Below are 21,601 nucleotides of genomic sequence, written 5' to 3' on the forward strand. Positions count from 1 at the left end.
TTCCGTTCTCCCTGTTGACCTTCCAAGGCCTCTACTGACGAGAGCCTTTGCTCCCCTCGAGCTTCGACAGTGCGGACCTGAGTTTCTGGTCCGCCCCATCCAGAAGTTGGTTTGCCGCCTCCAGGCTCGCTGCCCCCGCAGCCAGCAGGATCGCAATCTTGACCGAGCCGCCGCTCCTTTCGAGCAGCGCCTGTGCCTCGGCCGTGTCGCAGCCGGCGATGGCCGAAACCATGCGGGCGGCGCGTTCGTGCAGCTTGATGTTGTCTGCAAGCAGATTGACCATGTAGCCGTCATGGACGTGGCCGAGCCGGATCGCGGCCATGGTCGACATCATGTTGAGCGCGATCTTCTGCGCCGTGCCGGCGCCCATGCGGGTCGAGCCGGCGACGACCTCCGGCGGCGTCGCCAAAAGCACCGAGGTGCCGGCGATGCCGAACATCGGCGCGCCGGCGTTGTTGGCGACGGCGATGGTCGCCGCGCCGCAGCGGCGAGCCTCTTCGAGAGCGGCCATGGCGAAGGGCGTCGAGCCGCTTGCCGAGATCGCGATCAGGCAGTCATCCGCGCCGAGCCCGGTCGCGGCGACGTCACGCACGGCCTGGCCGGCATCATCCTCGGGCGCGCCGGCGAGATTGACGAGCGCGTCCGCGCCGCCCGCAAGCAGGATGAAGACGCGATCGCGCGGGATGCCGTAAGTGCCGGGCAGCTCGAGCGCGTCGGCCAGCGCCATCAGGCCGGAGCTGCCGGCCGCGGCATAGACGAGACGTCCGCCCGCCGCGAGGCTGGCGGCGATCTTGTCGGCGGCCTCGGCGATTTCGGGGATTGCGGCGCGCACGACGGCGGCGGCTTCGAGCTGGGCGTCGGCGAGCAGCGCCAGAACGGCTTCGGGTGCCCGGGCATCGATCCCCGAGGCATCTTTGTGCACCGCTTCCGTACGCCGTGGCGCCATTCCATCTCTCCCTTGATCTCGACAATACCAAAAAAATACCACTTGTCCAGACGCGTTAACAAATTCCTTTACCGCAACGCTAGCCAGGCCAAAAAATCGATAAAACTCAACAGAATGGCGGCGCGATACCAGTCGCGGGAATTTAAGGCTTGGCTATTGGTATTTTATTGGTATTATCGATGGCGAGGAGACAACGCCGTGGATCTTGTGCTCGGGATAGATGGTGGCGGAACCGGCTGCCGGGCGGCTGTGGCCACCCCTGCCGGCGCCGTTCTGGGTCGCGGCAAAGGCGGGCCGGCGAACATCCGCACGGACCTCGAAGGCTCGCGCGACAACGTCGTCGAGGCCGCCCGCCTGGCCTTCGCCGACGCCGGCGTCGACCCGGCGCTGTTCAGTTCGACCGATGCCGTGCTCGGCCTCGCCGGCGCCAATGTCGGCGACTACAGGCAGCGGCTGGAAGCGATCCTGCCCTTCCGCAACAGCGACGTCGAAAACGATTCCCTGATCTCGCTCGAAGGCGCGCTCGGCGACCATGACGGCGCCATCGCGGCACTCGGCACCGGCACCGTCTATCTGGCGCGACGGCGCGGCAGGCTGCACCCGGTCGGCGGCTGGGGCTTCCAGATCGGCGACCTCGGCAGCGGCGCCCGCATCGGCCGCGACCTCTTGCAGGAAACCCTGCTTGCCCATGACGGCATCCGCCGCGGCTCCGCCCTGAGCGACGCCATTCTGAAGCGCTTCAACGGCAATCCCGGCGAGATGGTCGAATTCACCACCGCGGCCAAGCCGGTCGACTACGGCGCCTTCGCACCCATGGTCTTCGCGGCGGCAGCCGAGGGCGACGCGGTCGCCGGGCGCCTGGTGGACCGCGTGGTGGCGGAGGTCGAGGAAACGCTTGCCGTCTTCGACCTGGCGGCACCCGAGCGCCTGTGCCTTCTGGGCGGGCTCGCCGGCCTCTATGCGCCGCTGCTCTCGGAACGCTACCGGGCGATCCTGCATCCGCCGCTCGGCGATGCCATCGCCGGCGCCGTGCAGATGGCGGTCAGGAAATTCGGCAAGCCGGGAGGCGGCCATGGATGATGCCGCCGAACGCATCTTCGAGACCTTGCGCGAGGTCGGCCAGAGCGGCGCGCCGCTCTACCTGCAGCTCAAGCGCAACATCGAGGAAGCCATCCGGCGCGGCCTGATCGGCCCCGGCGACGCGCTGCCGGCCGAACGCGAGATCGCCGCCCGCGCCGACATTTCGCGCGTCACCGTGCGCAAGGCGGTGCAGGACCTGGTCAAGAGCGGTGTCCTGGTGCAGCGGCACGGCTCCGGTACCTTCGTCGCCCCGCGCATGGAGCGCGTCGAGCAGTCGCTGTCGCGGCTCACCTCGTTCAGCGAAGACATGGCGCGGCGCGGCATGACGGCACGCTCGCAATGGCTCGACCGCGGCATCTACACCGCCTCGCCGGACGAGATGATGGTGCTCGGCCTGTCGGCGAGCGAGCTGGTGTCGCGGCTCAGCCGCCTGCGCATCGCCGACGAGACGCCGCTGGCCATCGAGCGCGCAACTATTTCGGCTTCCGTGCTGCCAGACCCTCACGAAGTGACATCTTCGCTCTATATGGCTCTTGGCAAGACCGGCCATCGGCCGGTGCGCGCCGTGCAGCGCATTTCGGCCGTCAACCTGGGCGAAGCGGACGCCAGGCTGCTCGACGTGCCGGCGGGCTCGGCCTGTTTGCAGATCGAGCGCATATCCTATCTCGCCACCGGCAAGGTGATCGAGTTCACCAAGTCGGTCTATCGCGGCGACGCCTACGACTTCGTCGCCGAACTGAGGCTGTCCGGGGCGGAAGGGCCAGAAGGAGAAAGTACTTGAACGCGACTACCCATATGCGGCGCGAGATCGCCGAAATCCCCGAGGCCACCGCGCGCCTGCTCGAAGGGTCGGCCAAGGAACTGGCCGAAACCGGCCTGCACCTGAAGCGCGCCCAGCCCCGCTTCGTCACCACCGTCGCCCGCGGCTCCTCGGATCACGCCGCCTCCTTCCTGAAATATGCCATCGAGCTGACCGCCGGCCTGCCGGTCGCTTCCATCGGCCCGTCGATCTCGTCGATCTACGGCGCCAAGCTGAAGCTCGCCGATTCCGCCTGCCTGGCCATCTCGCAGTCGGGCAAGAGCCCCGACATCGTCGCCATGGCCGAGGGCGCCCGCGCTGGCGGCGCGCTGACGGTCGCACTCACCAACACCGCCGGCTCGCCGCTGGCGGTCGCCTCGGAGCACGCCATCGACATCCGCGCCGGCGTAGAGAAGAGCGTTGCCGCCACCAAGACCTTCGTCAATTCGGCGGTCGCAGGCCTCGCCGTGCTCGGCCACTGGACCGGCGACGACAAGCTGCTCGCGGCGCTGAAGGCCCTGCCCGAGCATTTCGCCAAGGCGGTCGACTGCGACTGGATGAGCATCGCGGAAGCCCTGACCGACGGCAACTCGCTGTTCATCCTCGGCCGCGGCCCGTCCTTCGCCATCGCCAACGAGGCGGCGCTGAAGTTCAAGGAAACCTGCGCCATGCACGCCGAGTCCTACAGCGCGGCCGAGGTCATGCACGGCCCGCTGGCGCTGGTGCGTCCCGGCTTCCCGGTGCTGGCGCTGGCCGCCCGCGACGCCTCCGAGCCGTCGATCGCCGAGGCCGCCGACGGCCTCGCCGACCGCGGTGCTGCGATCTACATCACCTCGTCGCTGGCCAGGAAGGCACGCGTGCTGGAGCATGTCGCCACCGGCCACCCGCTCACCGATCCGCTGATGCTGATCGCCTCGTTCTACGGCTTCGTCGAGACCTTTGCCCGCCACCGCGGCCTCAACCCCGACAGCCCGCCCAACCTGCGCAAAGTGACCGAAACGATATGAGCGAACGTCTTGCCATTGCTGCCGGGCGCATCTTCGACGGTGACGCCTGGCACGAGGATGCCGCGCTTCTGGTCGCAGACGGGCTGGTCGAGGGCATCGTCGCACGCAGCGATGTTCCCGCCGGCGTGAAGGTGGCGGAGGCGGGCGCCATGCTCGTCCCCGGCTTCATCGACCTGCAGGTCAATGGCGGCGGCGGGCTGATGCTCAACGACAAGCCCGACGTCGACACGCTGGAGGTCATCTGCAAGGCGCAGATGCCCTTCGGCACGACGGCGGTGCTGCCGACGCTGATCACCGACACCCGCGAGATCACCCGTGCCACCATCGCGGCGGGCGCGGAAGCGGCGAAGCGCAAGATGCCCGGCTTCCTCGGCCTGCATTTCGAGGGTCCGCACCTGTCGCTCGCCCGCAAGGGCGCGCACGATCCCAAGCTGATCCGGCCGATGGACGACGACGACCAGGCGGCGCTCGTCGCCGCGCGCAAGGCCATGCCGGTGCTGCTCACGACGGTGGCGACCGAGTCGGTCACGGCCGAGCAGGTCAAGGCGCTGGCGAAGGCCGGCATCGTCGTCAGCCTCGGCCACACCGACACCAGCTACCGCACGGCGCGGGCCTATGCCGAGGCGGGCGCCACGATGGCGACGCACCTGTTCAACGCCATGAGCCAGATCGGCAACCGCGAGCCGGGGCTTGCCGGTGCCGCCATCGAGACCCCGACCTTCTCGGCCGGGCTGATCGCCGACGGCGTCCACGTCGACCCGGCGACGATGCAGATCGCGCTCAAGGCCAAGAATGGCCCGGCGCGCATCTTCCTCGTCACCGACGCCATGGCGACCATCGGCACCGACCTGAAATCGTTCCAGCTCAACGGCCGCACCATCAGGCGCGAGAACGGACGGCTGACGCTGGAGGACGGCACGCTCGCCGGCGCCGACCTCGACATGATCTCGGCCATCCGCTTCATGCACGAAAAGATCGGCTACGACCTCGGCGAGGCGATCCGCATGGCGTCGCTCTATCCGGCGGAATCGGTGAAGCAGGACCACCGTCTCGGGCGGCTGGCCAAGGGTTATGCCGCGAACGCCGTGCAGTTGACCGACGGGCTCGACGTCTCGGGCACCTGGATCGACGGCAAGAAGGTGTTTTCGGCTTAGGTCAGCGAGCGGGCACGCGGCTTTGTCCACACCCCACCCCCCCCACAAGGGGGCGATTCCGCCTGCGTTGTAGCGAAGGCCCTCAAGTTTTGGAGAGGTCGTGCCGCGAGGTCCCCCTCCCCCTTGTGGGAGGGGTCAGGGGTGGGGGTACTTTAGCAAACTGTCCTGCACTCTGCTGGTGCCGGCACACAAGCCCGCCAAATTTCGCCGCCGCCCCTCATCCCCTGCCGGACCTTCTCCCCGTAGTGACGGGGAGAAGGACGAAGCTCCAACGCCGACGCCCCCCTCTCCCCGTTCTTCACGGGGAGAGGGTAAGGGTGAGGGGCAATTTCTGTTTGGTCAGTTCAGATCGCAGCCTTGTCCGCCGCGGCCCGGATCGCCTCGATGTTCGCGGCATAGGCCGACGGTCCGCCCTTGAACACGGCATTGCCGGCGACCAGCACGTTGGCGCCGGCGGCGGTGACCAGCGGTGCGGTCTCGGGCGTCACGCCGCCGTCGATCTCGATGTCGATCGGGCGGTTGCCGATCAGCGCCCTGACGCGCTTGACCTTGTCGATGACCGCCGAGATGAAGGCCTGGCCGCCGAAGCCCGGGTTCACCGTCATCAGGAGCACCAGGTCGAGGCGGTCGAGTACGTATTCGATCACCGATTCCGGCGTCGACGGGTTGAGCGACACGCCGGCCTTCTTGCCGAGATTCCTGATCGTCTGCAGCGAGCGGTCGAGATGCGGGCCGGCCTCGGCATGCACCGTGATGATGTCGCAGCCGGCATCGGCGAAGGCCGCGAGATACGGGTCTGCGGGCTGGATCATCAGGTGGCAGTCGAACACCTTGTCGGTGCGGTTGCGGATCGCCTTGATGACCGGCGGGCCGAAGGTGATGTTGGGGACGAAGTGGCCGTCCATCACGTCGAGATGGATCCAGTCGGCGCCGGCGGCGACGATGGCCTCGACCTCGTCGCCGAGCTTGGAGAAGTCGGACGACAGCACCGAAGGGGCGATCAGGGTTTTGTTGGTCACGTCCAGGCCTTTCAGCGGCAGAGCGATTTTTTGGACTGCCTAATAGCGCGCGGCGCGAATGTCGAGAAAGGAATGCCGCCCTTTTCGCCGCGGCGGCCCGAAAAGCAGAACCCCGCCGGAAAAATCCGGCGGGGTTCCGCAAGGTCGGCCGATCACTGCGGAATGATGTTGTTGGTCCTCGGCTGCTCACGCCGTTGCGGAATGAGGCCGCGGAACACATCCGGGTTGATCGGGATCTGCAGCGTCGGCGGCTGGCGGACCGGACGGCAGTTCGGATACCGGCCGACCGTGCCGCGCGGGCACTCGCGCTCGATGGTCATGCACTGCCCGTCGATCAGCACCTCGCCGCGGCGGCAGACGGTGTCCTGCCGGTCGGGCACGCAGCGGCCGCGCACCAGCGACGTGCCTTCCGGGCACTGCACCGTCGGCGGCTTGCGGCATGCGCCCCGGATCAGCTGCGTGCCACGCGGGCAGATGCAGCGGCCGTCCTGCGTCCGGACCTGGCCCGGCAGCAGCTTGCACTGGCGCACCGGCGGCGGCTCCGTCGACACGCATTTGCCCTTGGACAGTTGCGTGCCGCGCGGGCAGATGCAGCGCCCGTCCTGGGTGCGGATCTGGCCCGGCAGCAGCTTGCACTGGCGTGCCGGCGGCGGCTCGGTCGACACGCATTTGCCGTTGGACAGGTCCGTGCCGCGCGGGCAGACGCAGCGCCCGTCCTGGGTGCGGATCTGGCCGGGCAGCAGGCGGCACTGCGGCCTGACCGGCGGCGGAACCGGCGTCACCGAACCGCCGCCGCTCGTGCATTGGCCGTTGCGGAACGTCTTGCCCTCGGGGCAGACGCAGCGGCCGTCGGCGTTGAGCACGAAGCCTTCCGAGCACTGCTTCTTCTCCTGCTGCGCGATGGTGAAGCGGTGGCAGGCATAGGCCGAGGCACCGCCGGCACCAGGCAGGCCGGCGCCGCCGCCGCCGAGCTCGAGCCTGCGCACCGGCGTGTCTGGCGACAGCACCGCGACGCAGTTCTGTGCCGGGGTCGGCGCGTTGCGGTTGGCCAGGCGGGCATCGTCGGGGATCACCACCGTCACCTGATGCACGCGGCTCTCGCCGCCGCCCAGGCTGACATTGGCAATGCAGGACGACGGCAGCGTCGTCGGTTCGGGCGTGCAGCCGAAGGGCGGGCTGATCTCGGCGATCGTCACGCCCTCGAGCCGGCCGAGCCCGTCCACGCCGATCGCGTCGCCGATGCGGACCGGGCCGTCGAAGGGCGCCGTGCCGCCGTTGCGGATCGTGATCTCGAACGTGCAGGGCCGGCCGACCTCGCACCTGAGGTCCCCGGTCTTCTCGACGGTGAGGCTCGGCCTTTGCGGGTTGCGGTTCGGGATGCGCATGGTGGCGCAGGCCTTGTTGTTGGCCAGCACCGTCTCGCCCGCTATCGCCCGCACCTCGCCGCAGTTGCGGACGATGTCGGACTGGTAGTCGGGCGGCACGATGGCGACCACGGAGAGCGGAACCGAGGCACCCGGCACCAGCGCCACGCCCGGATGGTCGCAGCGGAACTGGCCGGGACCGGCGGGGCCGCAGCTCCAGGGCGGCGTCGGCCCGAAGGTCGACGACGCAGGCGCGCCCGTCGGATAGTCGTCCATCACCGTCAGCGGGCCGACATAGGTCTCGGTGCCGTTGTTGTAGACGCGGATCAGGAAGCTGCAGACGCCATCGGCGGTGCAGGCCAGTGATCGCGGGTCCTTGGTGATGCGCAGGTCGACCTTCTTCTCGACCGGCGGACGGCAATCGGGATCGCCGCGGCGGCAGATCGGGATTGCGGCGCAGGCCTTGTCGTTGTCGGTGCGGCCGAAGACGTCGGGCTTGCCGCTTGCCGTATAGTCGTACTCGGCGCAGTTGCGGATGTAGCGCGCCTCCCAGCCCGGTCCGGGCTTGAAGCCGATCTTGAGGTCGACCCATTCGCCGGGGTCGAGCGTGGTCGCCGGGTGCTCGCAGCTCATCGGGCTGGTGTTGGGCACGCAGGTCCACGGCGCATTCGGGCCGGAGTCGATCGCAGCGTTGCCGGGCAAGGTCACCTCGTCGAGCACGATCTTGCCGTTGTAGGGGGCATCGCCGGCATTGCTGACGCGGATGGTGAAGTCGCAGCCGCCCTCGGGCGTGCAGCGGGCCACGTCGGCGCGCTTCTCTATCTTGATGTCGGGCCGCTTCTCGGGCGGACACTGCAGGTCGGGCGGAATGACGATGTCGATGATCTGCGTGCAGCAGAGCCCGACGCCCTCCTCCGGCCCGGGATAGGTCTCGATGCCGGTGACGATGAGGTGCACGACATCGCCGGGGCCGGCGCCCTCGATCTTCCAGTTCAGCACGCCGCCGCCGGGCGGGACGAGCTGCAGCGGCGGATCGATGGTCACGCCAGGCGTCGTGGTGCGCAACTGCACCCAGCGTCCGGCGAGTTCCGGTCCGACCGGCATGTTGTAGATATAGACGCCGCCGCCCGGCACGCAGTCGACGTCGCCGCGCTCGACCTTGAAGCAGGCCTCCTTGTCGCCCGGGGGCGGCGGCGGGGGCGGTTCGCAGTCGGTCACGTCGATGCGGATCGAGGTCTTCTCGCCGGTGCGGAAATCGCCGTCGTCGGGCTTGGACGGGTCGTGCGAGGGTATCTCGACCGAGCCCGGACCCGCCGACAGCTTGACGAAGCCCTGGTTGTCCACGACCGCGGGCGCCGGGAAGGCGGCCTGGTCGATCAGCGCGGTGATGCGGATGTCGACATAGCGCTCGTTCGGGCCGCCGACGCCGTCGAGGTCCGTGGCCGAAAGCCGGAAGTCGGCAATCGTCGCGGTGTCGTTGGGATTGGCGGTCGTGCCGATCGCGCCGGCCGGCAGCGGGCCGCCGACGGCGTCGGTGCCGTCGCCGGAGGCCTGGACGTTGACGATCCTGAGGCCCGGGGGCAACTGGTCGCGGAAGTCCATGCGCAGCGACTTCAGCCCGTTGGCGAAGGCCGGATCGAAGAACTTGTCCGGATTGCCGCGGGCGCCGAAGCGCAGATTGTAGATGACGTAGTCGCAGTTGCGCTGGGCGCCCTTCTTGGTGAAGAACGGCACCACCTCGTCGTGGCCGGGATGCGGCTCGACGCGGTCGAGCCTGAGGTCCGGAACGACGTCGGGAAGCGGCTGGGCAACGGCCGGCACGGCGGCGAGCGCGATACCTGCCGCCACCAGCCAGCGCGCCCCGCGCCTGACGAGTGACAGGGGTTTCATGATCGTCTCCATGACGTTTGGGTTGCTCTGCGAAACGAGCGGGGTGGGAGCGAAAGCGTTCATCTCTCCCTCCCTCACGGTTCGCAGCTTGCGGCGGGCGTCGCGAGCGGCACCACCACCTTGCAGCACGGATAGTAGCCGCCCTTGTCGGCGTCCGACTTCTTGTAGAAGCACAGGCCGACATTGACGGTGTCGCCGGGGAAATGGCCGGTCACGCCGATGGTGAAGGGCGCGCCCGCCGGCTTGGTCTGCTGCAGCGGTGTGATGCCGACGCCCGGCGTCCTGGAATCGGCCTTGACGGAATCGCCGCCGATGCCTGCAACGTCACGGACATAGAGATCGGCCTCGAGCCCGGCCGGGGTGCAGAAATACTCGACCGCCTCGATGTCGAGGCAGGGCGGCAGGTTGCCGGGCGGCGGGAAGTCCGGCGGCCACAACGGCGTCGGATAGTCGCCCGGATAGGGGATCTGCTCGTAATAGCCGGCGCGGCCCTCGCAGGGACGCCAGACCTCGACGTCGCCGACATGACCCTCGACTTCCGCGTCGTCGAAGAAACTGTCGAAATCGACGAACCAGGAGCCGAAGGGCGGGACGTTGGCCGGCTTGACCAGGGAGGTGGCGGTCAGCTGCACGCCATGCACCGCGAACGGTCCGCCGGGCGCCAGCTGGTCGGCGAGCGCCGGGTTGTCCCTCAGCCGGTCGCCGGTCTTGACGATGGTGTCGGTGCAGGCGTTGGGGTTGATGAGCCCCTGCGCATCGTAGCCATATTGCAGGTCGATGCCGCCGGCCGACTGGCGGTTGCCTTCCGGGAAACCCACCGCATATTCCTGCGGCACCGGCACCCAGATGCTCTCGGTCGCCGGATCGTCCGGGCTTTCGCGCCAGTAGCGCACGACCTCGCCCTTGCCGGTGTCGGCGAAGCGCGAATAGTCGTAGCGGTTGTCGACCTCGCCGCGCTGGGCGAGATACATGAAGCCGCGGCTGTCGAAGGCGATGTCGGTGACCGGCAGCGCCTCGTCGGCCTCGACCGTCAGCTCCCAGCGGGCGTCGGCCTCGAAGCGGCCGTCGCGGCCGATGCCGACCGACCAGATCTCGGCCTCGTCGCCGACCGCGTAGTAGACGCGACCGCCGTGGAAGGCCACGCCCCAGACCCGGCGCTCGTCCTGGGTATAGCCCCAGCTGTCCGGATCCTCTGTGTCGAAGGCGGCACCCTGGATGTCCATCACCGAGCCGTCGTCGGCGACCGCGGCGAGGCCGCGCGCCGGCCGGCCGGCGACGCCGTGGTCGAAGCTGTCGAGCACGGCGCCCGTGGCGTCGATGCGCCAGATCAGGCCGTCGTCCAGGTCGGAGGCGAAGAACTGGCGGTGCACCTTGTCGAAGCTGACGTCGCCGATGCCCGGGCCGCTGTCGGCGTCGATGTCGGCGAATTTCGACACCGCGCCGGTGATGCCGTCGATGCGCCAGATCGTGCCGGGGCCGCCGCCGTTCTCCTCGCCGAACTGGCCGGCCATGAAGCTGGCGCCCGCCGCGCCGCGGCGCTGCCGCTCGGGCCTGCCGTCGCCGTCGGCGTCGGGGGTGACGATGCGGAGGCCGTGCAGCGAGGTCGCGCCCGCGTAGAGGTCGGGCACGCCCGACGGCGTGCCATCGCGGACGCCGTCATCATAGGTCAGCGCGAAGACCTGGCCGATCTGGCCGGCGAGCACCTCGAAGGGCAACGGCGTGTTGACGAGCTGGCCCGCCGGCGGGCCGCCGAGTGCCGAGACGTCGAAGACGCGCAAGCTGGCGCGCCCGGTGTCGATGAAGGTCTCGTCGACCGGATCGACGCCCGGCGGCAGGCCTTCCTCGATGCCGGGGATGAGCGTGCCGGAGAAGCCGGTGACCGCCATCGAGCCGGGGTTGATGATCTGGACCTGCTGCGCGCGGGCCGCCGGCGGAAGCCAGAGGCTCGCCGCGAGCGCCAGGGCGAACATGCCCGCATGGAGCGCCAGCGCGCGCGCGCCCAGGGATCGGGTCTCGAGTGCATCGATACCGCCGCCACAGCGCGCCATGACACCTCTCCCGGATGGTGCGGAAGAAGGCGCCGGAGCGCAGGCAGGAGCCAAGCGCTGGTACCCGGCACTTTCCTCCCTTGCAGTCCTGCGATTGTCCCCTACTGGAACGATACGCTTGGGTTCACCTAGGGTCAATGCAAGTGCCCCCAGGCGTCGCGCGTCCACCCACTGCCTGAGGCGGTGGCCACGCTGGGCCTGGGGTGATCCCGGTGACCCGTGACATGTGCTGTAGTCCGTCATGGGTTTTCCTTGGTTCTTGGTTGGGCCGCCGCACCATGCGGTGCCTGGTCCTGGGTCGGCCCGGCAAGCGCAAAGGTTCAGGAGGATCGCGGGTCGCCGGCGAGAATCTTCCCAGGCGCGCGGCAGGGCCGCGAGACACCGGAAACGCCGGAAAATGCGGATTGAAATCGATTACATAATCTGCCTATGATACTCCGCAGCAGTTTTGCATCGGGAGGAGCAAATGAAGAGACTTGCAGCACTGGCGCTCACCACGGTCGCCGCACTCGCCGTGTCGGCGTTCTCGAGCCAGGCGGAAGCGTTCAAGATCGGCCTGTCCAACGGCTGGGTCGGCAGCGAATGGCGCACCCAGATGATCGAGGAAGCGCAGGCGGCCGCGGCTGCCTGGAAGGACAAGGGCGTCGACGTCGAGGTGGTGGTGCAGAGCGCCAATGTCGACGTGCCCGGCCAGATCGCGCATGTTCGCAACTTCATCAACGAGGGCGTCAACGCCATCATCATCAACCCGAACAGCCCGACGGCCTTCGATCCGGTCTTCGCCCAGGCCAAGGAAGCCGGCATCCTGGTGATCTCGACCGACGCCGAAGTGTCCTCGCCCGACGCCGTCTATGTCGGCATCGACCAGAAGGCCTGGGGTGCGGCGGGCGCCAAGTGGCTGGCCGAGACGCTCGGCGGCAAGGGCAACGTCGTCGCCATCAACGGCGTCGCCGGCCACCCGGCCAACGAGATGCGGGTCGCCGGCTACAAGGAAGTCTTCGGCCAGTATCCCGACATCAAGATCGTCAACGAGGTCAACGCCAACTGGGATCAGGCGCAGGGCCAGCAGGCGATGCAGAACCTGCTCGCCACCAATCCCGACATCAACGGCGTGTGGGTGCAGGACGGCATGGCCGCCGGCGCGTGGAAGTCGATCATCGACGCTGGCAAGCAGTCGTCGATCGCCGCCACCGGCGAGATCCGAAAGGACTTCATCGACCTCTGGAGCAAGGACAAGCTGAACTCCGGCGCCTCGGTCAACCCGCCCGGCGTCATGGCCTCGGCGCTCAACGTCGCGGTGCTGATGCTGCAGGGCAAGGAGCTGAAGGAGCCGGCGACGGCGGGCCAGTACAAGAACGCCATGTACCTGCCGATCCCGTTCATCGACAACAAGAACCTCGCCGACGCCGCCAAGGCGGTCGAGGGCAAGCCGGGGTATTATTCCTTCACCAGCGCGCTCTCGATCGAAGACGCCGAGAAGCTGTTCAAGTAAGCTTCCGGCCGGGGGCGCCAGCCGGCAACGGCCGCGCCCCCCAGCGACGTAACCCCGGGACGCCACCGCCATGTCCAAGATCGAGCTTCGCGGCGTAAGCAAGGCTTACGGCGCCACCCTTGCCCTGCGCCGCGGCGACCTTGCGATCGACGCCGGCGAGGTGCATGTGCTGATCGGCTCGAACGGGTCGGGCAAGAGCACGCTGTGCAAGATCCTGGCGGGCAGCGTCCGCCCCGACGGCGGCGAGATCCTGATCGACGGCAGGCCCGTGACCATCACCGGCCCGCGCTCGGCGCGCGACCACGGCATCGGCATCTTCTACCAGGAGCTCAGCCTGGCGCGGCACCGCAGCGTGGCCGAAAACATCTGCCTGCCCGACCTGCCGGCCAGCCGCGCGGGTTTCGTCGACCGCGACGCGCTGGCGCAGCGCGCCGGCCGCTACATCGCCCTGTTCGGCGCCGTCGCCGGCGAGGGTTTCACCGCCGAGACGGCGGTCGACAACCTGCGCGCCGACCAGCGCCAGCTGGTCGAGATCATGAAGGCCCTCGCCACCGAGGCGCCGGTGCTCATCTTCGACGAGCCGACTTCCGCCCTCGACCGGGCCCAGGTCGACCGCTTCTTCGAGATCCTGCGCGATCTGAAGGCTCAGGGCCGCAGCATCATCTTCATCTCGCACCGCATGGACGAGATCTTCGCCATCGGCGACCGCGTCACCGTCATCCGCGACGGCGAGACCGTCGGCACCGAAAAGATCACCGAGACCAATCCGGCCGCGGTGATCCGGCTGATGGTCGGCGCGCAGGACGAGCTCGCCCCCGGCCACGCCGCGCCGCCGGCCGTTGCCGCCACCGACCGCTCGCCGGTGCTGGCGGTGAAGAACCTCTCCGGCAAGGGTTTCGCCGATGTCGGCTTCGAGGTCGCCAAAGGCGAGATCCTCGGCTTCGGCGGCCTGCACGGCCAGGGCCAGTCCTCTCTGCTGCGCGCCATCTTCGGCGTCAACCCGATCGCCTCGGGCGAGATCGTACTGGCCGGCAAGCCGTTTGGCGCGCACAACCCGCGCGAGGCCATCCGGCGCGGCCTGGCCTATGTCTCCGGCGATCGCGGCCGCGACGGCGTCATCTCCGGCCGGCCGATCCTCGAGAACGTGACGCCGATCCACTATCTGCGCCAGAAGCTCAGGCTGGCGCGACCCACGGTGCTCGCCGAGCGCGTCAGGCCGGCGCTCGAGGCGCTGCACACCAAGTTCGGCGGCCTCGCGCACCCGATCAATTCGCTGTCGGGCGGCAACCAGCAGAAGATCGTCATCGCCCGATGGCTGATCGACCGGCCGGACGTGCTGCTGCTCGACGACCCGACCAAGGGCATCGACCTTTCGGCCAAGACCGACCTGTTCACGCTGATCCGCAGGCTGGCGGCCGAGGGCATGGGCATCGTGCTCTATTCCTCGGAGGACGCCGAACTGCTCAACAACGCCGACCGCATCCTCGTCTTCAACGGCGGCCAGGTGCGGCGCGAACTCACCGGCGCGGACAGGACGCGCTACAATCTCTACCAGGCAGCATACGAGGCCGCGTGATGGGAACCGCAACCCTTCCCACGACCGGCTCCGGAGGGCTCAAGCGCCTCGTCGAGCGCTACCCCTTCCTGCCGGCGCTGATGATCGCGATCGTGCTCCTCGCCCTCAACGGCCTCTACCAGCCGCGCAGCGTAAGCTTCATCGGCATCACCGGGCTGGTGAAGACCTATCTCGCGCTGATGATGCTCGCCATCGCCCAGACCTATGTCGTCTATGCCGGCGACATCGACCTCTCGGCCGGCGCCATCGTCTCGCTGGTCAACGTCGTCATCGTCGTGCTGATGGAGAAGATGGGCGGCAGCGGCGTCTCGGTCGTCGCCGCGCTCGGCTTGGGCCTGCTCGCCGGGCTCGCCTGCGGCATCGTCAACGGCCTCGTCGTCGCGGCACTCAGGCTGCAGGCGATCGTCGCCACCTTCGCCACCAGCATCTTCTTCACCGGGCTCGCGCTGTACGTCATGCCGGTCGCCGGCACGCCGGCGCCGGCCGCGTTCTGGCGCACCTATGGCGGCCGCTTCCTCGACATCCCCTTCGTCTTCTACGCCGTCGTGCTGCTGGCCGTCGTGCTCTACGTGCTCGCCCGCACCCGGCTTTCGACGCAGTTGCTCGCCGTCGGCGACGACGCCCAGGCAGCCTTCCAGAGCGGCTTGCCGGTGACGAGAATCCGCATCCAGGGCTATGCGCTGTGCGGCCTGTTCGCCGCGCTCGCAGCTTTCTGCATCACCGGCGACACGGCGAGCGGCGACCCGCTGGTGGGCGGCAAGATGACCCTGTTCTCGGTGGCGGCGGTGGTGCTCGGCGGCAGCGCGCTGTCGGGCGGCTACGGCACCGTCGTCGGCTCGATCATCGGAGCGCTGATCATCGGCCTCATCAACTCGCTCGTCTTCTTCGTCGGCACGCCGTCCGAATGGCAGAACCTGGTCCAGGGCCTCGCCATACTGGTGGCGCTGATGGCGGGCGTGCTCGTCGGCCGGAGGGCACGCGCATGACCGTCACCACCGGGACCTCCCCTGCCACGGCCCCGTCGCCGCTGCTGGCCTTGCTCAAGCAGCCGCTGGTCGTGGCGCTGATCCTGATCGTCGCCCTGCTGCTGCTCGGCGAGGCGCTGTCGCCCGGCTTCGCCTCGGTCCAGCAGATCCTGCGCCTGCTGATCGTCGCAGCCCTGCTGGGCATCGTCGCGGCGGGCCAGAACCTCGTCATCCTCGGCGGCCGCGAGGGCATCGACCTGTCGGTCGGCGGGGTGATCTCGCTGTCGGCCATCATCGCCGGCAACGTCATGAACGGCACGGACGGCGGCATCCTGCCGGCCATCGTCGCCTGCGTCGTGGCAGGCGGGCTGATCGGGCTGTTCAACGGGCTCGGCGTCACCTTGCTGCGCATCCCGCCGCTGGTCATGACGCTCGGCATGCTCGGCGTGCTGCAGGGCCTGCTGGTGGTGGTGCGCAACGGCATCCCTTCGGGCCTCGCCGCGCCCGGCCTGTCGCAATTCGTCACCCGGCCGTTCCTGCTCGGGCTGCCGGGCATCATCTGGCTGTGGGTGGCGATCGGGCTGCTGATGGCCTTCATGCTCACCCGCACCGTCTACGGCCACAGGATCTATGCCATCGGCTCCAACGAGCAGGCGGCCTACATGGCCGGCGTGCCGGTCAGGACGACCCGCATTTCGCTGTTCATGCTGTCGGGCGTCTTCGCCGCCATTGCCGGCATCTGCCTGCTCGGCTATTCGGGCACCTCCTTCGCCAATGTCGGTGAGCAATACATGCTGCCCTCGATCATCGCCGTCGTCTTCGGCGGCACGCCGCTCGCCGGCGGCAAGGGCGGCTACACCGGCACCATGGCCGGCGCCCTGCTGCTGGTCATCCTGCAGGGCATCCTGACCACGGTGAATATCGACGAATCCGGCCGGCAGATGGTGTTCGGCGCCACGCTGCTGCTGCTGATGCTGTTCTACGGACGCGGAAGGGCGATGCGCGGATGAACGAACGTCCCAAGATCAAGGACATCGCCGAGCGGCTCGGCGTTTCGGCCGCCACCGTGTCGCGGGCGCTCAACGACAGCGGGCTGGTCGCAGAACCTACGCTCAGCCGCATCCGCGAAGTGGCGCGCGAAATGAACTACCGGCCCAATGTCAGCGCCCGCAACCTGCGCACGCAGAAGGCGATGGCGGTGCTGATGGTGGTGCGCGACGTCGGCAACCCGTTCTATCTCGAGATCCTCAAGGGGGTCGAGGCAACCGCCCGCGCCGCCGGCTATTCGGTGCTGATGGGCAACACCGAAAACGACTCCGACCGCGAGATCGAGTATTTCGACATGCTGCGCGACGGCCACGCCGACGGCATGATCCTGATGACCGGCAAGCTGCCCGAGCGCCCCGGCTTTGCCGGCCAGGTAGCCGGCGGCGCGCCCATCGTGGTGGCGCTGGAGGAGATCGAGGACGCCGGCTTCCCGCATGTCATGGTCGACAACGAGGCCGCCGCCCGCAATGCGGTCGAACACCTGATCGGGCTCGGCCACCGGCGCATCGCCCATATCTCCGGCCCGGTTCCGGAACTCATGAGCATCAACCGCCGCGAGGGCTATCGCCAGGCGATGGCGACCGCCGGCCTGCCCATTCCAGAGGGCTACGAGCAGCGCGGCGACTATCTGCTGCACACCGGCCAGCGGCTGTGCCGCGCCCTGTTCGAACTGCCCGAACCGCCGACGGCGATCTTCGTCGCCAACGACGAGATGGCCTTCGGCGTCATCCATGAATTGCGCGGCCTCGGCCTCGACGTACCCGGGGACGTCTCGGTGGTCGGCTTCGACGACCTGTTCCTCTCAGAGGCATTCTATCCGCCGCTGACCACCGTCAGCCAGCCGCGCACCGATATCGGCCGCGCCGCCATGACCATGCTGCTCGACCTCCTGTCGGGCGGTGCGACACCGCGCAAGCCGGTGATGCTGCCGACGGCGCTGAAGGTGCGTGGCACCACGGCCGCGGCGAAAACGACCGCAGAATCGTGACGACGGGAAAACGACCATGACCGAACTGCCCAGACAGCGCCTGCGCGTAGGCTTCGTCGGAAGCGGCTTCATCGCCGAGTTCCATCTCAGGGGCATGCTGGGCGTGCGCAATGTCGACGTCACCGGCGTCTACAGCCGCAAGGCGGACAACCGCGCCCGCTTCGCCGCCCGCGTCGCCGAGCTCGGCCTCGGCGACTGCACCAGCCACGACAGCCTCGAAGCGCTGGTCAACGCCGGCGACGTCGACGCGATCTGGATTCTCTCGCCCAACTACACCCGCCTCGAGGTGATGCGCACCATCCACGCCGAGGTGAAGGCGGGACGCAGCAAGGTCTTCGCGGTCGCCTGCGAGAAGCCGCTCGCCCGCACCGTCGCCGAGGCGCGCGAGATGCTGCGCCTCGCCGAGGACGCCGGCCTCAACCACGGCTATCTGGAGAACCAGGTGTTCTGCACGCCCGTCATCCGCGGCAAGGACATCGTCTGGCGCCGCGCCGCCTCGACCACCGGCCGGCCCTATCTGGCACGCGCGGCGGAAGAACATTCCGGCCCGCACGAGCCATGGTTCTGGCAGGGCGACAAGCAGGGCGGCGGCGTGCTGTCGGACATGATGTGCCACAGCATCGAGGTGGCCCGGCACCTGTTGACCAGGCCGGGTGCGGCCCGCAAGTCGCTGACCGTCAAGCAGGTCAGCGGCACGGTCGCCACCCTCAAGTGGTCGCGACCCAACTATGCCGACCAGCTCAGGAAGCGCTTCGGTGCGGAGGTCGACTACCGCAACCGCCCGTCCGAGGATTTCGCCCGCGGCACGGTGCTGCTCGAAGACGAGGACGGCAACGAACTGGTGATCGAGGCCACCACCTCCTGGGCCTATGTCGGCGCCGGCCTGCGCATCCAGCTCGAACTGCTCGGGCCGGAATATGCGATGGAGTTCAACTCGCTCAACACCGGCCTCAAGATCTTCATGTCGCGCGCGGTCAAGGGCGAGGAAGGCGAGGACCTGGTCGAGAAGCAGAACGCCGAGCAGGGCCTGATGCCGGTGCTGGAGGACGAGGCCGGCGTCTACGGCTACACCGACGAGAACCGCCACATGGTCGAGTGCTTCCGCAAGGGCGAGACGCCGCTGGAAACCTTCCACGACGGCCTCGCCGTGGTCGAGATCCTGATGGGCCTCTACCGCTCGGCCGAGATCAACGGCACCGTGTCGTTTCCGGCGCCCGAACTGGAAGACTACGTGCCGGTCGTCGCGCGCCGCGGCGCCTGACCGGACCTATCGGCTGCAGCGCCTGGCAGCGTCCCCGACAGTGACGGCCAGGGTCGCCAAATCGCTCGAAGCGCGTTATCCTTGGCATGGTGAAGGTCGCGGTTTTGGCGTGACCAATCATGCCGGGCCGCGACCCACCCCAACCTGTTCCAGGAGGAGTGGTCATGGCCAGTTTCCATGTGTACGCAGGCGCCACCAAGACGCTCCAGCATCCCGCCATCCGCCGTATAACGGTCGCGGATGTGTTTGACGCTCTGCGCCGTGGCTTGGACGACTTTTGGGACAAGCCGTCGCATTACGTTTTCCTGTGCCTGATCTACCCGATCGTCGGGGTGCTGCTGATCACGTGGACATCGGGCGGCAATGCCCTGCAGCTCATTTTCCCGCTGATGTCCGGCTTTGCCTTGCTCGGGCCCTTCGCCGGGATAGGCCTGTACGAGATCAGCCGGAGGCGCGAGCAGAACCTCGACACGTCGTGGTGGCATGCCCTGGATGTCAGGCATTCGCCGGCCATTCCCGCGATGGCGGTCATCGGCATAATGCTGCTCGCGCTGTTCGTCGCCTGGCTCCTGGTCGCGCAAGCGCTCTATACATGGTTCTACGGACCGGACGCCCCGCAGTCGATGGCATCGTTCCTCGGCGATCTCTTCACCACCCAGCGCGGCTGGACGCTGATCGTGCTCGGCAATCTGATCGGTTTCCTGTTCGCCCTGGTGGTGCTCTGCACCACCGTCGTCGCCTTTCCGCTGCTGCTCGACTGCGACGTCGGTGCCTATCCCGCGATCGAGACCTCGGTACGGGCGGTGCTGGGCAATCCGGTGCCGATGCTGCTGTGGGGCCTGATCGTCGCGGTCGCGCTGCTGATCGGGTCTCTGCCGCTGCTGGCGGGCCTCGCCATCGTCATCCCGGTGCTCGGCCACGCGACGTGGCACCTCTATCGCAAGGTCGTGGAAATCCCGGCCGGCATGACGACGCCCCTGCCACCCTCTGCTCGCAAAGAGGACGACGGACGGTTCCCGTATTGGCTTCGCTGGTAGTCGACGAATCCGAATCGGACGGTACACCCGCGCGGGCGATCTCGACCTTCCCGCGCCGCTACTGCGGGAACTTGACTAGGCCGACATGCCGTTGCGCGGGCGGCTCTCGGCCGAAAGCCGGTCGAGATGCATGCGGATATGGGCTGCCTCGGCGGCCGTGTTGGCCAGCGCGATCGCCCGGCCGAAGGCCTCGCGCGCTTCCTCGTCGCGGCCGAGCTGCATCAGCAATCCGCCCTTGACGCCGAAGAAGTGGAAATAGCCGGCGAGCTTCGGCGCCAGCGGCTCGATCAGCTTCAACGCCGCCTCCGGCCCGCGCAGCTTGGCGAAGGCGACGGCGCGGTTCAGCGTCACCACCGGCGAGGGCGTCATCGATTCCAGCACCGAATAGAGCAGGTCGATCTCGGCCCAGTCGGTGTCCTCGGGACGGGCGGCGCGGGCATGGAGTGCTGCGATCGCCGACTGGATCTGGTAGGGGCCGGGGCGGCGATGGCGCATCGCCTTGTCGATCAGCGCCAGGCCCTCGTCGATCAGCGGCCGGTTCCACAGCGTGCGGTCCTGGTCGTCCATCAGCACCAGTTCGCCCTCGGCGTTGAAGCGGGCGGCGGCGCGGGCGTGTTGCAGCAAAAGCAGTGCCGTCAGCCCCATCACCTCCGGTTCGGTCTGGAACAGGCGCAGCAACAGCCGCGCCAGCCTGATCGCCTCCTCGCACAGCGGCGCCCGGTTGGCGATCTCGGCCGCGCCGGCCGAATAGCCCTCGTTGAAGACGAGGTAGACCATGGCAAGCACCGCCGCGAGCCGCTCCGAGCGCTCCACCGGTCCCGGCGCCTCGAAGGGCACGTTGGCGTTGGCGATGCGGCCCTTGGCGCGGGTGATGCGCTGCTCCATGGCGCTTTCGCCGACGAGGAAGGCGCGCGCGATCTGCTTGACCGACAGGCCCGAGACGATGCGCAGGGCGAGCGCGATCTGCTGGGTGGCCGGCAGGTCGGGATGGCAGCAGATGAACAGGAGCCTCAGGATGTCGTCGCGGTAATGCGCGCCGTCGAGGCGGTCGACGACCTCGCCCTCGACGTCGTCGAGGTCGGAGACGGTCTCTTCCGGCGGCATCGGCGCCTGCTTGGCGCGGCGGCGCACGGCATCGATGCCGGAGTTGCGGCCGACGAAGATCAGCCAGGCGGCCGGATCACGAGGCGGCCCGTTCTTCGGCCAGGTGCGCAGGGCGCGCAGGCAGGCCTCCTGGAACGCCTCTTCCGCGGTGTCGAGGTCGCGGAAATAGCGCAGCAGGGCCGCCACGGCCTGCGGCCGGGCGGAAGAAAGGGCCGTGTTGATCCAGGCCGGGTCCGTCATACTGCCTCTCGTCCAGGGAAAAAGGCGCCGATCGGGCGCAGTTCGTAGGAGCCGCCGCCGGGATTGGCCTCGGCAAGTTCCCTGGCGACGTCCACGGCGTCGTCGAGGCTGGCGCAATCGACGACATAGAAGCCGAGGAACTGCTCCTTGGTTTCGGCGAAGGGACCGTCGATGACCACCGGCTCGTCCCTGGTCTTGCGCAGCGTGGTCGCCGCCGTCGTCGGCATCAGGCGCGCCACGGGTCCCAGCCGGCCCTGGTCGCGCAGCCTGCCGGTCACCACGGCGAGCCGCGCCATCACCTCGTCGTCCTGTTCCTTCGACCAGGCGCAGACCACGTCTTCGTTGTTGTAGCAAAGGATCGCATAGAGCATCGGTTCGGTTCCTCATGACTAGGACGAACAGATATGTGCATTGCCGACATGGCATCGGCAATTTTTTTGTCGGCATGAGGGAGCCGAACTTGCACCCCCACCCCTAACCCCTCCCCACTGTTTGGACCGGGGACATCGCGAACAGGTGTGCGAAGACATCGCGAACAGGTTTGCACTCTATCGAGGCAGGGCATTGAGGTCGATGGTTTGTAT

General features: G+C 68.3%; 17 protein-coding genes. 11 read left to right on the forward strand and 6 right to left on the reverse strand.

The window, feature by feature from the left end; genetic code table 11:
• Positions 1-31: 31 nt before the first annotated feature.
• Positions 32-946 (reverse strand): N-acetylmuramic acid 6-phosphate etherase, encoded by a 915-nt coding sequence (locus J2X50_RS19985; RefSeq protein WP_429097660.1) that lies wholly within the window; start codon positions 944-946, stop codon positions 32-34.
• A gap of 198 nt (positions 947-1,144) precedes the next feature.
• Here J2X50_RS19985 and J2X50_RS19990 point away from each other — a divergent pair, with 198 nt between their 5' ends.
• From J2X50_RS19990 to nagA, 4 genes are read left to right on the forward strand one after another with little or no spacing between them, the layout of a single operon-like run.
• On the forward strand, positions 1,145-2,026 hold the full coding sequence (locus J2X50_RS19990; protein ID WP_429097661.1) for a BadF/BadG/BcrA/BcrD ATPase family protein: 882 nt from the start codon (positions 1,145-1,147) through the stop codon (positions 2,024-2,026).
• Entirely contained in the window at positions 2,019-2,807 is a 789-nt protein-coding gene (locus tag J2X50_RS19995; RefSeq protein WP_429097662.1) for a GntR family transcriptional regulator, read from the forward strand. Before J2X50_RS19990 ends, J2X50_RS19995 begins: the two co-directional genes overlap by 8 nt.
• Before the next feature lie 14 nt (positions 2,808-2,821).
• Positions 2,822-3,832 carry an SIS domain-containing protein gene (locus J2X50_RS20000; RefSeq protein ID WP_429097680.1) on the forward strand — a complete coding sequence of 337 codons (1,011 nt, stop codon included), beginning with the start codon at positions 2,822-2,824 and terminating at the stop codon, positions 3,830-3,832.
• A complete protein-coding gene (gene nagA, locus J2X50_RS20005) occupies positions 3,829-4,986 on the forward strand; it encodes an N-acetylglucosamine-6-phosphate deacetylase (RefSeq protein ID WP_429097663.1) in 1,158 nt (385 codons plus the stop codon). Before J2X50_RS20000 ends, nagA begins: the two co-directional genes overlap by 4 nt.
• Positions 4,987-5,330: 344 nt before the next feature.
• On the opposite strand, the gene rpe is transcribed toward nagA, so the two are convergent.
• The 3 genes from rpe to J2X50_RS20020 all read right to left on the reverse strand — a co-directional run bounded on the left by rpe (position 5,331) and on the right by J2X50_RS20020 (position 11,229).
• The gene (gene rpe / locus J2X50_RS20010; RefSeq protein ID WP_429097664.1) at positions 5,331-6,005 is read right to left on the reverse strand and encodes a ribulose-phosphate 3-epimerase; all 675 of its coding nucleotides are present in this window, start codon (positions 6,003-6,005) and stop codon (positions 5,331-5,333) included.
• 152 nt (positions 6,006-6,157) lie between these two features.
• Positions 6,158-9,322, reverse strand: coding sequence for a hypothetical protein (locus J2X50_RS20015; RefSeq protein ID WP_429097665.1), 3,165 nt, complete (start codon positions 9,320-9,322; stop codon positions 6,158-6,160).
• Positions 9,323-9,333: 11 nt separating this feature from the next.
• Complete coding sequence (locus J2X50_RS20020) at positions 9,334-11,229, reverse strand: hypothetical protein (RefSeq protein WP_429097681.1); 1,896 nt, start codon at positions 11,227-11,229, stop codon at positions 9,334-9,336.
• Positions 11,230-11,773: 544 nt separating this feature from the next.
• On the opposite strand from J2X50_RS20020, the gene J2X50_RS20025 reads away from it, so the two are divergent.
• The 7 genes from J2X50_RS20025 (at position 11,774) to J2X50_RS20055 (ending at position 19,673) form a co-directional block, all read left to right on the forward strand.
• A complete protein-coding gene (locus J2X50_RS20025) occupies positions 11,774-12,799 on the forward strand; it encodes an ABC transporter substrate-binding protein (protein ID WP_429097666.1) in 1,026 nt (341 codons plus the stop codon).
• Between the two features lie 70 nt (positions 12,800-12,869).
• Complete coding sequence (locus J2X50_RS20030) at positions 12,870-14,375, forward strand: sugar ABC transporter ATP-binding protein (RefSeq protein ID WP_429097667.1); 1,506 nt, start codon at positions 12,870-12,872, stop codon at positions 14,373-14,375.
• A complete protein-coding gene (locus J2X50_RS20035; protein ID WP_429097668.1) occupies positions 14,372-15,361 on the forward strand; it encodes an ABC transporter permease in 990 nt (329 codons plus the stop codon). Before J2X50_RS20030 ends, J2X50_RS20035 begins: the two co-directional genes overlap by 4 nt.
• The gene (locus J2X50_RS20040; protein WP_429097669.1) at positions 15,358-16,350 is read left to right on the forward strand and encodes an ABC transporter permease; all 993 of its coding nucleotides are present in this window, start codon (positions 15,358-15,360) and stop codon (positions 16,348-16,350) included. The genes J2X50_RS20035 and J2X50_RS20040 overlap by 4 nt, the downstream gene beginning before the upstream one ends.
• Positions 16,347-17,375, forward strand: a complete 1,029-nt coding sequence (locus J2X50_RS20045) for a LacI family DNA-binding transcriptional regulator (RefSeq protein ID WP_429097670.1) — start codon at positions 16,347-16,349, stop codon at positions 17,373-17,375. Before J2X50_RS20040 ends, J2X50_RS20045 begins: the two co-directional genes overlap by 4 nt.
• A 16-nt stretch (positions 17,376-17,391) precedes the next feature.
• The gene (locus tag J2X50_RS20050) at positions 17,392-18,636 is read left to right on the forward strand and encodes a Gfo/Idh/MocA family protein (RefSeq protein WP_429097671.1); all 1,245 of its coding nucleotides are present in this window, start codon (positions 17,392-17,394) and stop codon (positions 18,634-18,636) included.
• Between the two features lie 164 nt (positions 18,637-18,800).
• Positions 18,801-19,673, forward strand: coding sequence for a DUF2189 domain-containing protein (locus J2X50_RS20055; RefSeq protein ID WP_429097672.1), 873 nt, complete (start codon positions 18,801-18,803; stop codon positions 19,671-19,673).
• A 75-nt stretch (positions 19,674-19,748) separates the two neighbouring features.
• Here J2X50_RS20055 and J2X50_RS20060 read toward each other — a convergent pair whose 3' ends face one another.
• Both J2X50_RS20060 and J2X50_RS20065 read right to left on the reverse strand, forming a co-directional pair.
• Positions 19,749-21,017: an RNA polymerase sigma factor gene (locus J2X50_RS20060; protein ID WP_429097673.1), complete on the reverse strand. Its 1,269-nt coding sequence runs from the start codon at positions 21,015-21,017 to the stop codon at positions 19,749-19,751.
• Positions 21,014-21,388, reverse strand: a complete 375-nt coding sequence (locus J2X50_RS20065; protein WP_429097674.1) for a YciI family protein — start codon at positions 21,386-21,388, stop codon at positions 21,014-21,016. The genes J2X50_RS20060 and J2X50_RS20065 overlap by 4 nt, the downstream gene beginning before the upstream one ends.
• Positions 21,389-21,601 lie beyond the last annotated feature (213 nt).

It is taken from the genome of Aminobacter sp. BE322, assembly GCF_050433525.1.
Classification (GTDB): Bacteria; Pseudomonadota; Alphaproteobacteria; order Rhizobiales; family Rhizobiaceae; genus Aminobacter.

What these genes read in the sequence shown, in the direction of transcription:
- J2X50_RS20040 (WP_429097669.1), top strand. Translation starts at nt 15,358, where the DNA reads ATGACCGTCACCACCGGGACCTCCCCTGCCACGGCCCCGTCGCCGCTG.
- J2X50_RS20055 (WP_429097672.1), top strand. Translation starts at nt 18,801, where the DNA reads ATGGCCAGTTTCCATGTGTACGCAGGCGCCACCAAGACGCTCCAGCAT.
- J2X50_RS20045 (WP_429097670.1), top strand. Translation starts at nt 16,347, where the DNA reads ATGAACGAACGTCCCAAGATCAAGGACATCGCCGAGCGGCTCGGCGTT.
- J2X50_RS20015 (WP_429097665.1), bottom strand. Translation starts at nt 9,322, where the DNA reads ATGAACGCTTTCGCTCCCACCCCGCTCGTTTCGCAGAGCAACCCAAAC.
- J2X50_RS20025 (WP_429097666.1), top strand. Translation starts at nt 11,774, where the DNA reads ATGAAGAGACTTGCAGCACTGGCGCTCACCACGGTCGCCGCACTCGCC.
- J2X50_RS20020 (WP_429097681.1), bottom strand. Translation starts at nt 11,229, where the DNA reads ATGTTCGCCCTGGCGCTCGCGGCGAGCCTCTGGCTTCCGCCGGCGGCC.
- J2X50_RS20000 (WP_429097680.1), top strand. Translation starts at nt 2,822, where the DNA reads ATGCGGCGCGAGATCGCCGAAATCCCCGAGGCCACCGCGCGCCTGCTC.
- J2X50_RS20060 (WP_429097673.1), bottom strand. Translation starts at nt 21,017, where the DNA reads ATGACGGACCCGGCCTGGATCAACACGGCCCTTTCTTCCGCCCGGCCG.
- J2X50_RS19995 (WP_429097662.1), top strand. Translation starts at nt 2,019, where the DNA reads ATGGATGATGCCGCCGAACGCATCTTCGAGACCTTGCGCGAGGTCGGC.
- J2X50_RS20030 (WP_429097667.1), top strand. Translation starts at nt 12,870, where the DNA reads ATGTCCAAGATCGAGCTTCGCGGCGTAAGCAAGGCTTACGGCGCCACC.
- J2X50_RS19985 (WP_429097660.1), bottom strand. Translation starts at nt 946, where the DNA reads ATGGCGCCACGGCGTACGGAAGCGGTGCACAAAGATGCCTCGGGGATC.
- J2X50_RS20065 (WP_429097674.1), bottom strand. Translation starts at nt 21,388, where the DNA reads ATGCTCTATGCGATCCTTTGCTACAACAACGAAGACGTGGTCTGCGCC.
- J2X50_RS20050 (WP_429097671.1), top strand. Translation starts at nt 17,392, where the DNA reads ATGACCGAACTGCCCAGACAGCGCCTGCGCGTAGGCTTCGTCGGAAGC.
- nagA (WP_429097663.1), top strand. Translation starts at nt 3,829, where the DNA reads ATGAGCGAACGTCTTGCCATTGCTGCCGGGCGCATCTTCGACGGTGAC.